This is a genomic window from Candidatus Nitrosocosmicus sp. FF01, from assembly GCF_047711275.1.
Lineage (GTDB): Archaea > Thermoproteota > Nitrososphaeria > Nitrososphaerales > Nitrososphaeraceae > Nitrosocosmicus.
Window position 1 is genome coordinate 268355 of sequence record NZ_JBLNIG010000004.1, and the last position, 15180, is coordinate 283534.

15 protein-coding genes are annotated in these 15180 nt (G+C 33.5%); 8 read left to right on the top strand and 7 right to left on the bottom strand.

All coding sequences use genetic code 11. From position 1 onward, the window contains the following. The first annotated feature begins 423 nt into the window (after nt 1-423). Complete coding sequence (locus tag ACMT7R_RS13505) at nt 424-1488, top strand: NAD(P)-dependent alcohol dehydrogenase (protein ID WP_415312520.1); 1065 nt, start codon at nt 424-426, stop codon at nt 1486-1488. 362 nt (nt 1489-1850) lie between these two features. On the opposite strand, the gene ACMT7R_RS13510 is transcribed toward ACMT7R_RS13505, so the two are convergent. Next, the gene (locus ACMT7R_RS13510) at nt 1851-2270 is read right to left on the bottom strand and encodes a YybH family protein (protein WP_415312473.1); all 420 of its coding nucleotides are present in this window, start codon (nt 2268-2270) and stop codon (nt 1851-1853) included. A gap of 294 nt (nt 2271-2564) precedes the next feature. Between ACMT7R_RS13510 and ACMT7R_RS13515 the strand changes: the two genes are divergently transcribed. The 5 genes from ACMT7R_RS13515 to ACMT7R_RS13535 all read left to right on the top strand — a co-directional run bounded on the left by ACMT7R_RS13515 (nt 2565) and on the right by ACMT7R_RS13535 (nt 7017). Next, complete coding sequence (locus ACMT7R_RS13515) at nt 2565-3398, top strand: DUF72 domain-containing protein (protein WP_415312474.1); 834 nt, start codon at nt 2565-2567, stop codon at nt 3396-3398. 970 nt (nt 3399-4368) lie between these two features. Beyond that, complete coding sequence (locus ACMT7R_RS13520; RefSeq protein WP_415312475.1) at nt 4369-4710, top strand: hypothetical protein; 342 nt, start codon at nt 4369-4371, stop codon at nt 4708-4710. Continuing rightward, on the top strand, nt 4671-5003 hold the full coding sequence (locus ACMT7R_RS13525) for a hypothetical protein (protein ID WP_415312476.1): 333 nt from the start codon (nt 4671-4673) through the stop codon (nt 5001-5003). The genes ACMT7R_RS13520 and ACMT7R_RS13525 overlap by 40 nt, the downstream gene beginning before the upstream one ends. Before the next feature lie 370 nt (nt 5004-5373). After that, a complete protein-coding gene (locus tag ACMT7R_RS13530; RefSeq protein WP_415312477.1) occupies nt 5374-6333 on the top strand; it encodes a plastocyanin/azurin family copper-binding protein in 960 nt (319 codons plus the stop codon). Between the two features lie 102 nt (nt 6334-6435). Beyond that, the gene (locus tag ACMT7R_RS13535; protein ID WP_415312478.1) at nt 6436-7017 is read left to right on the top strand and encodes a hypothetical protein; all 582 of its coding nucleotides are present in this window, start codon (nt 6436-6438) and stop codon (nt 7015-7017) included. Nucleotides 7018-8413: 1396 nt separating this feature from the next. Here ACMT7R_RS13535 and ACMT7R_RS13540 read toward each other — a convergent pair. The 5 genes from ACMT7R_RS13540 to ACMT7R_RS13560 all read right to left on the bottom strand — a co-directional run bounded on the left by ACMT7R_RS13540 (nt 8414) and on the right by ACMT7R_RS13560 (nt 11632). After that, entirely contained in the window at nt 8414-8788 is a 375-nt protein-coding gene (locus ACMT7R_RS13540) for a hypothetical protein (RefSeq protein ID WP_415312479.1), read from the bottom strand. Further along, on the bottom strand, nt 8757-9053 hold the full coding sequence (locus ACMT7R_RS13545; protein WP_415312480.1) for a hypothetical protein: 297 nt from the start codon (nt 9051-9053) through the stop codon (nt 8757-8759). Before ACMT7R_RS13545 ends, ACMT7R_RS13540 begins: the two co-directional genes overlap by 32 nt. A gap of 554 nt (nt 9054-9607) precedes the next feature. After that, complete coding sequence (locus ACMT7R_RS13550) at nt 9608-9826, bottom strand: hypothetical protein (RefSeq protein WP_415312481.1); 219 nt, start codon at nt 9824-9826, stop codon at nt 9608-9610. A 78-nt stretch (nt 9827-9904) separates the two neighbouring features. Beyond that, entirely contained in the window at nt 9905-10963 is a 1059-nt protein-coding gene (locus ACMT7R_RS13555) for an EamA family transporter (RefSeq protein ID WP_415312482.1), read from the bottom strand. A gap of 162 nt (nt 10964-11125) precedes the next feature. Beyond that, complete coding sequence (locus ACMT7R_RS13560) at nt 11126-11632, bottom strand: PsbP-related protein (protein ID WP_415312483.1); 507 nt, start codon at nt 11630-11632, stop codon at nt 11126-11128. A 951-nt stretch (nt 11633-12583) separates the two neighbouring features. Between ACMT7R_RS13560 and ACMT7R_RS13565 the strand changes: the two genes are divergently transcribed. Further along, nucleotides 12584-12961, top strand: coding sequence for an aminoacyl-tRNA hydrolase (locus tag ACMT7R_RS13565; protein WP_415312484.1), 378 nt, complete (start codon nt 12584-12586; stop codon nt 12959-12961). A 377-nt stretch (nt 12962-13338) separates the two neighbouring features. Beyond that, nucleotides 13339-13740 (top strand): MscL family protein, encoded by a 402-nt coding sequence (locus ACMT7R_RS13570; protein WP_415312485.1) that lies wholly within the window; start codon nt 13339-13341, stop codon nt 13738-13740. Nucleotides 13741-14075: 335 nt separating this feature from the next. Here ACMT7R_RS13570 and ACMT7R_RS13575 read toward each other — a convergent pair whose 3' ends face one another. Beyond that, nucleotides 14076-15104 (bottom strand): magnesium transporter CorA family protein, encoded by a 1029-nt coding sequence (locus ACMT7R_RS13575; protein WP_415312486.1) that lies wholly within the window; start codon nt 15102-15104, stop codon nt 14076-14078. Nucleotides 15105-15180: the final 76 nt, after the last annotated feature.

The window sequence follows — 15180 nt, forward strand, 5'->3', positions numbered from 1 at the left end:
ATGAATAATTTTTTCTAGTTAGTGTTTAACCTTTTTGAGACCTATAAGGAGATCAGCAAAAAAAATCGGCGATAGTAAATTTTTATTTATTTCGAGTCAACATTATAAACCATAACTCACCGTTTTAGAGCGTCTCTAATTCATGTTGATATCATCATAATTTCCACTGAACCCGCATAGTTTACGGTTCTATATACTACTAGTTTTTTGTTATTATATTCATCTTAAGATCAAGAGTCTTGATGATTTGATTCACTTTGAATATTAAGGGGCGATCGATTTGTGTTTATATACTAAAGGCCGACCCTTTCTGAACAACGGGGTAATAATGTTAACAATTGATAATTTTGGCTAATGATTTTATAATAATAATGTGTTTATCAGTCCATGTCAACAACACAAACTATATCAAAGTCTACTGGAGTGTATGAATCCAAGGCCTATGCTGCAGCGGGCCCCACCACTTCTCTTGCTCCCACTACTATCAAGCGACGTGAGCCTGGTGGGGATGATGTTCAAATTGAAATCCTTTATTGCGGTATTTGTCATTCGGACCTTCATCAAGTCCGTAACGAGTGGAGTGCAATGCCCACTGTCTATCCTTGTGTTCCTGGACATGAAATTGTTGGTCGTGTTACAAAAGTGGGAACAGCAGTCACAAAGTTTAAACCTGGCGACCTTGCTGCAGTTGGGTGTTTGGTAGATTCCGATGGTAATTGTCCCTCATGCCAGTCAGGTTTAGAGCAGTTTTGTCCCAACATGACTTTAACATATAATTCTCCTGATGTGCATCTTGGAGGCATCACCTATGGTGGTTATTCTGATAGTATTGTAGTCAAAGAACATTTTGTCTTAAGCGTTCCTACGAACTTGAATCTCGCTGGTGTCGCCCCTCTATTATGTGCAGGAATTACAACGTACTCTCCAATCCGTCATTGGGGTGTTACTAAAGGGAAAAAGGTTGGTGTCGTGGGCCTGGGAGGGCTAGGGCATATGGCAGTAAAATTTGCACATGCATTTGGAGCTCATGTCGTAGTATTTACTACTTCGCCAAATAAAAAAGAGGATGCCCTTAGTCTAGGTGCAGATGAAGTGGTTGTTTCTAGAAACAGTGAAGAAATGAACAAACATCTCGCTAGTTTCGATTTTATAATTGACACTGTATCTGCTGAACATGATATCAACGCATATTTACAATTACTTCGCCCTGATGGTAACATGACGCTGGTGGGTGCGCCTGACAAACCTCATGCAGTTTCCGCTATGAGTCTTCTGTTTAAACGCCGTAGTCTATCTGGTTCACTCATAGGAGGTATTGCCGAAACACAAGAGATGCTTGAATTTTGTAGCAAACACAATATTACTGCAGACGTGGAAATCATTCCAATTCAGAAGGTTAACGAAGCTTTTGACCGACTGGCACGTGCTGATGTCAAGTATCGCTTCTCAATTGATATGACGTCTCTCACTCAAAGTAAAACGCCATAGCATTTTACTAGTAGGGTTGGCTCCAGATTAGGGCTTTTTTGAATTAGTGTTTAATTAAAACCCATCAATTTATTTTTCAAATAAGAATTAGCTTATTTCCTGATTGATTTCTATCGAATGCAGAGGACGATTTTTGCTTAAGTAATAAAAACCGCCCCTATAATTCAACTAGTTCATGTATAGGAATGGTAATTGACAATAATCGTTTAAGAACTATGAAAAGATAAAGGAGAAGATGTTATCTCTAAGCCGTCCAAGAAATCAATTATTATAATTAGCAACGGAAGGATGAATCTTTTAGTTACTAGATATACAACAGGCAGAGTTATCCAACATGTCAAATCATCAAAAAAAGATAGTACCTATTCCTTTAACCCCCAAGGATTATCTATCACAATAAGCCAGGAATCATCCGATTGTTTTCTAAGTACGTCTATAGCTGTTCCACTAAGGTTAAATTGAGTTCCGTCAGGACCTGAGGCCTTGAAAGTCCAATCGCTATATGCGAGTACTATGTTACCTGCAGGTATAATTTTCTTTAAAGAATTTTCTAATTTGCCATTCATATCCATGAATTCTTTCATTTTTTCTCGAATTTTCTCCCGTCCGTTAATGTTTTCTCCTGATTCGTCAATAAAACTGGCGTCTGGTTCATATAGCGAAGCAAACGAGTCCAAATCTTTATTGTTTATGCTCTCTGTAACGCGGTCAAGCAATTCTTCTGGTGTCTTAATAGCCATTGCAATAGGCAATCCCATACTTGCATTAATCCTTTTAGACATAGTAATCGTATCATGACTCATTTAGTAAATCATTCAAAGTTGTTCTCATGATACTTGTCAATTTACTCCATAATGCTTTTGAGCAACCAATTGACTTTTCTTTTGATAGTTCTTAATTTTTAATCGCTAAAAGTAAAAGCTTAACTGGTTATCAAATGTCTTAATACCCGTTGGGCTGGAAGTTATGGATAACCATATCGCTTGCGATATCAATCCAAACAATTCTTACTTAATTTTATGCAAGTTCGGTTTTTTCAAAAGTTTTTCTATTCTCCTATCCCAGTTACGTAGAACTTGGCTCTGAATATTGGCTGTTCTGGATGGAGTTACGAGGGTTGGAAAAGAAATTTCTATCCCGAGACAATGGAAAATAAAGATTATCTACCCTATTATTCGAAATTCTTTAAATTTGTTGAAGTCGATTCCACATATTATCATATCCCCTCTCGCTCGACGGTTAGGGGCTGGAAAGAAAGGACTCCAGAAGATTTCAAGTTTTCATTAAAATTTCCTAAGATAATAACCCATGAGAGGAAATTAGAAGACGTCATCAAACCCTTATCTGCCTTATTCTATTCGCTAGAACCCTTGACCGATAAGATACTTATGTTACTCATACAGCTTCCTCCTTTTCTTTCAGAAAAGAGAGGCTTTACCTCCTTGCAGGACATGGTACAACACCTTGACAAGCGATTCAGATATTCTTTAGAGGTAAGACATCCTTCGTGGTTCAATGATGATGTATATAAATTTCTAAGAGAACATGACATGTCGTTGGTTTGGAGTGTAAGGGACAAATTGCAATCACCTTCCGTCATTACATCAGACCAAATTTACATCAGATTCATTGGAGATAGAAGTATCTCAGAAAAGGACTTTGGTAAAACAGTTAAAGACAGAAGAAATGAGATGCTTGAATATGCTAAAAAAGTTAAAGAAACACAAAATGAAAATTCAAATATATCTGATATATTGATAGCATTTAATAATCATTTTGCTGGATTTGGTCCTCAATCGGTCAACGATTTCTTGAAACTGATGAATATGTCAGAAGTAGATTGGAAGAGTGAACTTGAGATCTATAAAAATAAGTCTGGTCAATCAAGTTTATCTGATTTCACTAAATAGGGATGGTAAATATTATTAGGATTATTGAGAGGTCAACATCATATCTGAGGCAAGGGACAATTTTAGTCTGTACAGTAAAAGACGCTCCTCGGTACAATCGATTCATTACTAGCATCGATAAAGGATATCTGGTTAAAAAACAACTTTCAATACCTGCTCCATCTTTAAGTTATTTACAGAATGAAAATCAAGTATTGATATAATATTATTCTTGCTAGACCTTTTTTTGAAAGACAAAAATCGCTTGGTAAACATTAATCGCGCTGGTTTTAATGTCCTGATTTTTGAAAGAGGTTTGATAATTACATTAAAAGTAGGGTAATTAGCGATTCCTTAGTTGTTGGCAATTTGTTAACTATAAGGAGAATTAAAGCCTAAAAACATCTAGACAATACGGTATATTCCACAATAGCGATTAAACTTTTATAGTTTGATTTTTAGGAAACAATCAAGAATATTTCAATGTGAGTTTGGATAAAGTGTCTAAAGGTTTTATCTGTCAACATAAGACACTATGTTAGAGGTATAATCCTTCCAAATAATATACATATATTTCACAAAAGAGATGGTCTTCCCCTAAAGGTTTCAAATGAAAGTTATATTGATATTATTATCCAGTGCAGTCATGAAATAGAACACAGTTTTAGAATTCCCATAGAGCCATTAATTGAGTGGAAAATCATAAACGGCGTAAAAGATGGTGCTTTTAAACACGGCTACGGTTTGAGTTCAAAATATTCTGATACCGACAATGAGAATTGTGTCATATATTACCCTGGTATAAGGGGAAGTAAAGATGATTATAAAGACAAAGATATACCCATTTCAATTAGAATTAGCTCAAATAAGATAAAAGGTTCAATTGAAAATTTCTCAGCAAATAATCTGCAAAAAAAACAAACACATTCAATTAATTGAATACGATACCATCCAACTTCTTATATTACATTTGAAACAAAAAAATGGCTTTTTGAATAAAATGTGTCATGAAAGTTCCATAACGGTTATACAACCACCGCTAAAGGATCTAGTGCATTCCTCCATTCAGTTAATTGGAAACAATAATAATAATAATGAGGATTCAAATTCCAAATATTCATTTGATGTAAACAGAAAAATCTTTTCAATCGAAAACAAATACACAAAGTGTGCTGATTGTAAATTGAGAATAACCTTTCAATTGCCTGCTAGTTATTTTGCTTTGGATCAGATGAAAATGGCTACGGATACAACCGCTTGTTTTCTTCAGAATACATTAAAATTTCAAACAGTGTGTCTGATTTTGTCTATAGTGTCGATAGACCTGATATAGAATTTGACATAGAAAACAACAACATAAAAATTGATAAGCTATGCATTAGTAATTGTCCTGTCATCAAAACTAAAGAAACCTTTTGGACAACTGCCGCGGGTTCGTTTCCATGTGGAGGAAGTAACGGCAATTCCGTAATCTATTATTCACCAAATGAAAAAGAATTGTCTAAATCACCAATTACTTTAAAACAGTACGAGCTAGATATATTTGAGTACAAGGAAGAACAGGTTCTTCGTACTACTAATGAAAAAAAGTTTTGGATTGTGAGAAAAGCAATTATGGGAGGATAAAGTGTATTTGTATTTAGTAATACTATTTCGAGTATAATATAATTAGTATAAATCTTACAACTATTTTATCATTCTTAAACTCATAACTTTTATTTGCTATAATTAGAACCTGATATTCTATTGCCATTGTGACACATCGCCTTTATGTGCGGTATCAGTGTCAATACAGAATTCATGAAAATGAATCATTTAACACGATAATTTTGGACTATTAATAATAAATTGTATAATTGGTTCAACATTGATATGGTCAACAAATAATATTAATTATTTCGTAAGAGTGCTTAGTATTTTTAAGTGATGGTTTTTATAGAAAAACAAGTTGATTGCCTTCAACATGTTATTATTATTATTGTTATTTTTGTTTACGTTGTCATCTTTTTATAGTGTTTATTTCCAACAACCTGATGAACCATCATCATTTTCGTTTTTGTATGCTCAAGAGAAGGTTTCTAACAGCACTATCGTTAACATACCCAAAGGATCTGCAAATCCTGAAGTAGATATAACGAACTTGTCTCCAAGACAATGGTATGAACCAAGAGAAATCTCTATAAATGTAAATGAAACTATACGGTGGGTTAATAACGATACTGAGCCACATACTGTAACAAGTGGACTGGGGGGAGGGTTAAACAGTCTATTAACCAATTCCTTAGGAAAACCAGATGGTTTATTTGATAGTGGATTATTTTCTGCAGGCGATTCTATATCAATCAAATTCAATAATTCTGGTACGTTCAATTATTTCTGTACTATTCATCCATGGATGGAAGGTACTGTCCATGTAAGAAATGTTTCTATAAATATTCCATCATATCCGGTTGATCAATTTGAAAACAAGATTGATGATTTTCCAGTTTATAATTTTACAGATGATGGTAGTGTTGAAATAGGGCTCTCGTGGACTCCTGTATCTATCATGACAAACGAACCTATCACTTTTATCATGGATTTTTTTGAATATCCTGAAAACTCTCGGCTGCATTTATGGCCATACAACTTTGTCATTTTGCAAAATGGTAGTGAAATATATAGAACCGCCGATATTACACAGGTTGGTTCCTCTACACAGACTTTGGCCTTTGATTTACCTGGGGAAACTATTATCCGAGTTGAAAGCGCTGCAAATGGGAGTTCATTTGTGGATTTTGGTACCTTTGTCTATAAAAACCCCAATACCATATCTACCGAATTTCAGAATGTATCAAATAGCTCATCTGGCTTGCTGTCGCCTTTGACTCTCGTATACCTAGTCTATGGTATCATTATAGTTTTGCCGATAACTCTAGTCGTAATAATATTTCTCTACAAAAAGAAAAAGATTTGACATCTGTACAGGAGTATGACGGAACTACGCAAAATCCTAATCAAAGAATAGTAGTAAATGAGTTGTACATATTTTATATATTATAAAAAGCCTACACAAGGTGTGACTCTCTATGTCCTCAGAATGACATTAGTGATCTCTATAGTCATTTTAGGAAGTATTCCTTTATTTTCGATCTTTTACACTCAATTATTATCCTCTTTTACTGGCAATAACGACTATGATAAATTCAAAGCTGATCTTTTCTATCCTGGGTTTGCCCAAGTATCCAGTAATGGTTCATTATCATCAACAATGGATAATAATACATGGATTAGCGACAGAGATAACCTGAAGATTGTCATGAAACTTGAACCAGAGGTTCCCATAATTGATCAATGGACTCGGATTCACTTTGAGATTAGAAATATGACTTCTGATATGTTTTTCCTCGAAGATGGTTTATTGGTCAATGCCACCATTACAGATCATGACGGAAGACTATTTAAATTTCCACAGAAATCCATTATAGATGGAAAGTTCGACTTGGAATATATCTTTCCAGATGATGGACAGCACCGAATTATACTACAGCTTTATAAAAATAATATGGCATATACGATTGCTTTTTTTGATTTGACTGTTCCCCATCCACAACCCTCCACAGACTTTTGGTCTCAATTATTTCAGCCCAAACCCTATTAAGATATCAGCTTGGAAGTCACTTATTATAACAGACTAGTAGTCATCCATATTGATCTCATATTGGGTTTAAGATAATACGTGAAAATACACCCGTCATTTATAGGTGATGTATTAATTTGTCGTTCTTTCTAATGTCAAATCTGTTACAGAAAAATTGTTTTTCCTATTTTTAGTCAAATAGAAATCTTGAAAAAGACTATTTGGATCAATAAACGATATGATTTTAACCACCACTTTCTAATCTCTATCGAAAATTTTTATTGCAATTGATCTCAGGTTTCTAAAAAAATTAGTTGGAAGTTGTGTTGAACTCCTACCTTATCTCATCCTGTGAAAGATAAGGTCTGGGAAAACTTGTTAGAAAGGCTTTGGAATGAAAATGTGAAATAGATTCATTGAATCAGTGACTTAATATTCCAGCAAAATATTGTTTTATTGGTAAATTCAAAATTGGAACTAGTTTAGAAAGACGATATTTTCTAATGGTTTAAAATGTTTTGATCCGATCCCGAATCCTTATAACATACGGTACTATATCCCACAGATCAATAAGTAGACGATGGGGAAAACCACGCGGTTTCAACCAAATATGTAACTATTGATTAGTAACTAGAATAAAGGTAAATTAACTGAAACTAATCCTATTGAGAATGTTAGCAACATAAAAAATACAGTAAAACATAATCTTTTAGTGCTCAATATTGACTAGAATTGATTTGATAAGATAAAGGCTATTGCTAATTATGACTTTTAGACTAAGTAGTAAAATGTTAGAAGTTCTGTCTACTTCAATTTCCAAAGACTAGCAGATTTAGTCTTGGGCTTTAAACCATCTAGTAGGATACCCATTATTTTACCCCTCAATACTTCTATAGTCTATTTATCTAAAGCAAAGCCTTCTTCAAGTACTTCGTCATCAACTTGGTAGATTTCCTTTCATATTGAGTAAAACGCTTTGAGGAGTTCCTTATCATTATGCTTTTTGTATAAATCTTTATCATTCACTTCCTCAATATCTACCATGTCGTTAAATATGGATGAAACCATATACAAAGTATGTACAATCTTTTATGTAGGAACTTACAATGATGTGGCATTTACTTATTTAGTGAAATCAGATAAACTTGATTGACCAGACTTATTTTTATAGATCTCAAGTTCACTCTTCCAATCTGCTTCTGACATATTCATCAGTTTCAAGAAATCGAGAGAATTTCGAATAATAGGGTAGATAATCTTTATTTTCCATCGTCTCGGAATAGAAATTTCTTTTCCAACCCTCTTAACTCCATCCAGAACAGCCAATATATAAAGTTAAGATTGACTTAAAATAAGTCTAATCACAATAAACTTTCAGTTGCGGAACAATCATTAATTATGATAGGTTTTAAAATAATTAACCCCTTATTCCCCTTTTATTGCTCAGTATATTGCTAATTCGAATAGTATTGCCCGTTTCCAAATAATGAATATGCCATCTGTTATACTCCTCCTGTTTTAAATCTTGTATGTTTTTCTTCGTTGTTTCCTCATCCTGCTTTAATTTATTTATCTTTCGTTGCAGAGACTCTATGGCCATAACTTTCCCTAATCTTTCATATTCTAGACCTTTAATCACTTTTTGCAGTTTAAACACTTCAACTAACTTTTGACTTTCGGGCGTATATTCTTCACAGGCGATGACAAAATCCAAAAAAGATGAAATATGGTTTTCTACACTCTGAATATACCTAGCTATTTTATCTAGACCTTTTAGTCTTAGATAACTCATGAATTTTTTCTGCTTCTGTTGGATTCAAGTCCAACTCCAAAGTAACATCAACTAGACTCCTGTTCTGTTCAAATAAGAAAAAAGCTCTAGAAGTAACCGATTTTTCAGCTATTGGATCTTTTTGCCCTTCCTTTTCATTCCAAATCTTGCTTATCGTGGTGAAAGATAGATGGTCTTCCTTTGATATTATTCTCATGCTTACTCCTGCCTTACGTTTTTCGATAACGCGTTTCTTTGTTTCTTCGTCTACTGATACTTTTGACATACTCTATATAAGATAATAGGAATAAAAGCAAAATCCGTGTTATCCTTTAAAACTGCAGATTATCGTTGATACTCTTGTTATTTTCACAAATTCTACAAAAATTTTTGTGCTTGATTATTGAATATTTTTTGTCCAATTCCTTGTATTCGGTATTGTCATAATATAAACTCCAAAATGTATTTATTCAAAAGCAGGGATGCTTTTTTTTGCTCATTGCTCCATAAGAAGCCAGTCAAATCTGCGTTGTTTTCTCTACCATCAGTTGCTGTGACAGTTATAATTCTGAGTCCTGTATTTATAACGTAATCTCTAGAATCTACTTCGATAACCTTGTCAATCTTTCCATCATTTGTTGACCCAGTATGGAACCTGCGTTCCCCCTAGAGGATCATGTCGGTTATCATCTTTGACTTTGATACTTACACCATTGGGTTTGTCAAGGAGGTTAGGACAAAAACCACTTCCTTTTATATGAATCTCGAGCTTTGGGAAGACTCAATGAAATTCACACTGATCTGTGGTGGTTCTTCGGGGGTTGGTGGTGGACCAAGAAACTATGCTGTGATGGTTTTCCGCTTGGTGAGTGTAGTAGGACCGTTTGGCCCGGTAAACCCAATGCGATTGACACGTATTTCAAATGAACCAGGCTCGTTGATTTGGAAAAACTGATCAAACGTGTCATCGCTTGGAATGTTTCTGCCTAACTCGGGTAAAAGAACTCCGTCCTTTGTTACACTCAAGTTTGTTTCGATAACAATTCCCTCGTCCATCATATAGAGTCGGGTCGTAGAATATGGTCAAATTTGTTTCACCTGCAGCCAAACTAAACCCATTGCAATTTACTAGTTTGTCTAGCTAAAATTTTTCCTTGATTTAGGAATAAAAAGATCTGACATGTGAATTATGAAAATTCCAAGAAATCCCATAATGCATCCAAACGTTGCTAAAAATAAGTTTTCAGGTAAATGACTAGGATATCCCAGTTCCTTTAGGATTAGTTGAATGATAAATATTATTATGAGATTCGACGATCCTATCGTTGCCGTAAGAGAAGCGCCAATTCTGCGAAGGCCCATTACATATGATAAAGAACCAATAAATGGAATTAGTGAAAACAAGAACAAGATAATCATATTTCTAGGTACTGATAATAGTTCCATTTGTGAAGGTGAGTCATCCAAATATTGTTGCAATGTTACAAACATCGTATCAGATAACAATGCAAAGACCATGAATACCGCAAGAATGAGACCTGAAACAAACATAGATGCACCTGCAACATGAATGGAAGAGTGTTTGGTGACTAATTTTCCAAGAAATAGTACTCCTACCGCAAAGCCCACTGCAGAAATAATCGCTTCCATATCGCCAAAACTAATTAACGAAAGAATTACAGGAAATATCGAATTAATATTCATTTCACCAATCGGGTTGGATAAATTTGTACTATTAATAATGTCAAAGGATATATCGCTAGCCAATGATAGAAAAAACCCCATGGATCCTATACATATACCAATAATCTGGAATCTGTTTAAGCGCTCTTTTAAAAATACTCTTGCTAAAATAATTATCAGAATAATTTCAATTGGTCCGGCAATAAGTGCTTCTTTGGATGCCCCTATTCGATTTATAGAGTCGTACCATCCAAATATCCCCAATGAGAGTGATAAAGATGCCAGTAGAAGATATTTCCAACTTTTAGTAAATATCTTCAGTAGATATTTGTAATTTCTAATGGTAACGTATGCGGTCGTTAACAACATTATCCCAGATAATGTTATACTCAAAGATGAAAGTACAATAGGAGAAATTTTAACAAAATAGATTGTAAGATACTCTATAATAACTGATTCTAAAGAGAGTGCAAGAGCATACACAAAAACTATCCATGATTTATAAAATAGCAATAGATCACTTCTCTATACTTTCTATCTTTTGCATACTATGCAAATATTCCTCATAAAAATCCTTTGTTGCAGTAATCAAAAATCGCACAAACAGTATATTTTACGAATCATATTATCTAAGGTCAATCAGACAGCTATTTGTTTCAAAAATAAAATAAAAAATTAGGTGTTGAACTTAAAACTCTTTATTACTTGCTGGACTGCAGGTAATGTTTCTGAAACTTTTGAAACAGGTGTAGTGAAATGTAATTGATATTGTTTACCTTCGTGAATCACTATTGTTTCCATATCAAATGTTCCAAGATCAAGAATAAGATATGAGAATTCTTTGGCAGGCAAACCGTCCACTCTAGTTGCGTTGTTATTAAGGATTTCAATATTTAAATCCCCATAGAATGAAGCTGGATCTTGTAAAAATGCAATCTCCTTTGCAACAATATCTTCTAAAGTATCTGGAGATACTGTTTGTGTTGTATTATCAAATGAAATACCAATCCGAAGCGGAGAGATATTAAGGTATGTAATGTTAAGAGGGTTTGTTTCTCCTACCGGCTTTAAAACTACGATAGTATTAGAATCATAGTATGGAAAGGTTGAATTTTTTGGAGCTATTTCCCAAGTTGAGGGATAATCTACTTTAAATTCTGGACTGTTAAATGTTAGTAACACAGTATCTTGAGCATATACATTTGTCGTTTCAAAAATATATACAAATAATATCGCTGTGAGTAGACTGATGCTTGATTTTTTTAATTGACCATTTATGTGAATTATAATATTATATCTTTATGATATTATATAAAATATAGACAATGGGATTTTAGAATTCCGATTTGTCCTACAAAGATTCTTAATTCTAGTATTCGATCATAATAATATCTAATCTTCTAGATTGTATTAAAAAAATCTACATTCTCGTTGAACCCAACATTAGTTTGTTAGACGCAATACTGGTTACTGGGTGGAATCACTGGATATACAAGAACAAATATGTTCAATAGGTTAACCTTTGCAGTTGTAGAACAAATAGTAGACTTGTCGTTAGTCGAATAAGTCTGTGTCCTTGTTAACTTGTGTGTATCCATGTAGTTCTTTAAGGCAAACAGTATCAATACAATCGCTAAAGAAACAGTACTAATTATTATCCAATTAGAAATTTGATCGATTGTGAATTGGGTTTGGTATGTAATTAATTCAGGCGAAAATACTGAATTTCGGCATATTATAAGTCGAAACTAGCCACAAAAAAAGGCTGAGATTGGATATTATGAATCCAAGATCCGTACTTGCAATATTGGTTCCTACCCTCTGTAGAAATGTCCTTTTGTTTGCAAGATACTGCTGTGTGCGACATTTTTTTTGTTTATCGCTGTTATCGTCGACCATGTTCTTTTGAACATTCTAAAAGCCATATGGCATAATATTGTAAATTCTCTAATTGATCCCCTGCCAAACATGAGGGCAAGACTCAAAGAAAAAGGAAAAAGACATCTTTGAGATGTCTACACTTTTTTCAGCAATTAGATAAGATGATAATAATTCAATGTACACCATCGAAAGATAATCTTGCTCTTTATACTAACATATTATAGTATAGATTGTAAAGTCAGGAATATGAGCTTGGAAGCTGATAAAGTAGTGATGATATTCATAGTGCGATCTGACACTAAAATGAGTAAAGGACAAATTGCTAGTAAGGTAGCAGATGTCACTCAATATATCATAGAGGAGTGCATACTGAGAAAATACATTACCTATGTAACATGGAAGAAATTCCACGGTTCGCAGAAGATTATCTTAAAATTGAATTCGCAAAGGGAATTTTATGAATTGCATTCAAAATTGTTGGAGTTATCTCATGAACAAAGTTTTCCAATCAAGATTGTAAAAGATGATCAAAAAATAAAGATCGGTGAAAATATTCCAATTGTTTTAGCATTTGGTCCTATAAGACGAAGCAAGGTTGACCATGTTGTTGCTCATTTAAAGTTGTTATAATGGCTAGGAAATAATATAATTATTAATATCTTGTAGTTTCATGCAGGTTATTGTAATCAATTTTGCACGGTCATACTCTTTTAAACACTAATAGTATGACTAGGCCAACTGTTATGCCCTTGCAATTAATTTAAAACAAAAATAATTATTTCAGGAATCCTAGTGAACTAGCATGAAAATTTATACTCTTCCAATCACATTCCTTATGCCTATGGAAATTAATATCATCTAATTAGTTATCCATTTTGGTATCTGATTAGACGATGATGCATAAACTACTATCGCATATCAACCATTCGTGCAATACATTTAACTTGTGAAATTATTACCTTAAAACATTCGGTTCTTATTTATCTCTAGTTCTCATAATTTGACTATTGAGTAGTGACGATATAAAAAGAACGAGCAAGCAAAATGAAGAAGTATTAGTAGTGAAAAAAACACTAGCTCAAGAATTTTTTGATTTTTTAAAAACATTCGGTATAATTGGACTAGCACTAGCCTTTGTTATCGGTCAGGCTGCTTCTGGATTAGTTACCTCCTTAGTAAATGACATTGTAAATCCTTTAATTGGATTATTTTTACCTGCAGGAAGTCTGGATGCACTCTCTGCTAAAGTGATCAATATATCTGGCGAAATTACAGAGTTCAAGTACGGACACCTTATATCAAGTATTATCGACTTTCTAATAATCGCCTTGGTAGTGTTTATTGCATACAAGCAACTATCGCGATTCAAATTGGTGGATGATAAAACCAAACCAGGAGAAAAGAAATAACCACTAAACGATTTTGTTTGTCTTCTTATTTTGACCTATGTGAAAATTCACCTAGTTTCCAACGCTCTATCTACTACAATTTAGGGTAACGATATAATATACTAATTGATTAACTTGACTGTAATATTCATGGACAGGAAAGAAGAGGATAAGGGCGATTTGCGTTCATTTACAATGAATACTTGTCAAGTGTTTATAGTATTTCAAATCTTATCATTAGTACTTTGTAATCTTGCTTTATTCAAAAGCGAATTTTACATCATGATTATTTGATAAACAATATTTTGTAAGGCCGTTGAAAGATAAGTATCAAGTTGCAATAGTCGTGGGTGCGACTAGACTGTCCCCTCTGTGGAATCTCTTTTGCTTGTCTTTTTATTTTTTTTATCCGATAATTCTTTATCATAAGAAAATATCCATTTCTTTTTCCAAAATATAAACAAGGATACTATGGTTACGACCAACATTACCGTTACCAAAAAGCCTAGATATCTCGGTAGAACATGTAATTCGTTTAAATCAAAACCTTCCAACCCTAGTACTCCTATCAAAAGAGAAAGCGGTAATACAATTGCAGAAAAAATTGTCAAAACTCGCATAGTCTCGTTTATTTGTAATGATATACTGCTCGAAAATAGTTCTCTTGTAGAGTTAATTGTGTCCTGATAGGACTGAATCATTTCTATGAGCTGATTGATATTATTGTATACTATCTGTAAATATTTGATATCATCCTTATCTTTTTCCATGTTGACATGATAATTTACAACATTTCTGGCATCCCAAAAATGCCGACGAAGAGTAATGACCTGTTTAGATAAGTCATCCAAATAATTTAACACTCGTCTAGAAGGTCTATACTGAGCATCTTTTTCGATATCAAAAACTTTTAATTCTATTGCAGTCAAAAGCTGTTCGTAATCTTCCATAAAGCCAGAAATTATACTATAATAGAGGGCATCAACTGAAGATTCTAAAATAGTTTTTCTGTCTGCAAGAATTGTTTTTACTTTAGCCACCAGATCTATCTTACTTGAATGTATAGTCACTAGCCGTTTCTCACCAACATAAAAATATAATGGGGTAGTTTCAAGATGCTGTAAATCGTTAAATTTCAAATCAAGTAAAATAATGAACTTTGTATTCTTGTCTATTTCTTTTACAACTGGTTTTTTGGATTTTTGTTTAATTTTATCTAATGCCTTGCTATTTATTGATAACTCTTTTTGCAGGGTTGAGATATCCTCATTTGATGGATCTACAATATCAATCCAAAGATTATAGTGCTCCATGGGAATTTCTTTTGCTTCAGATTTCTCTTCTATTAACTCCTTTTTATTGTAATAGAAGATAGTTTTATGCACTAGTATTCTTATATTAACAAAGTATTAATCGGGCCACGTTTTGGCGATAGAATCAAAAAAAAATTTTAAATAAACA

Bases quoted from the DNA above. Each gene is read 5' to 3' on its own strand.
- ACMT7R_RS13510 (WP_415312473.1), bottom strand. From the start codon at position 2,270: ATGTCTAAAAGGATTAATGCAAGTATGGGATTGCCTATTGCAATGGCT.
- ACMT7R_RS13540 (WP_415312479.1), bottom strand. From the start codon at position 8,788: ATGAGTTATCTAAGACTAAAAGGTCTAGATAAAATAGCTAGGTATATT.
- ACMT7R_RS13545 (WP_415312480.1), bottom strand. From the start codon at position 9,053: ATGTCAAAAGTATCAGTAGACGAAGAAACAAAGAAACGCGTTATCGAA.
- ACMT7R_RS13550 (WP_415312481.1), bottom strand. From the start codon at position 9,826: ATGATGGACGAGGGAATTGTTATCGAAACAAACTTGAGTGTAACAAAG.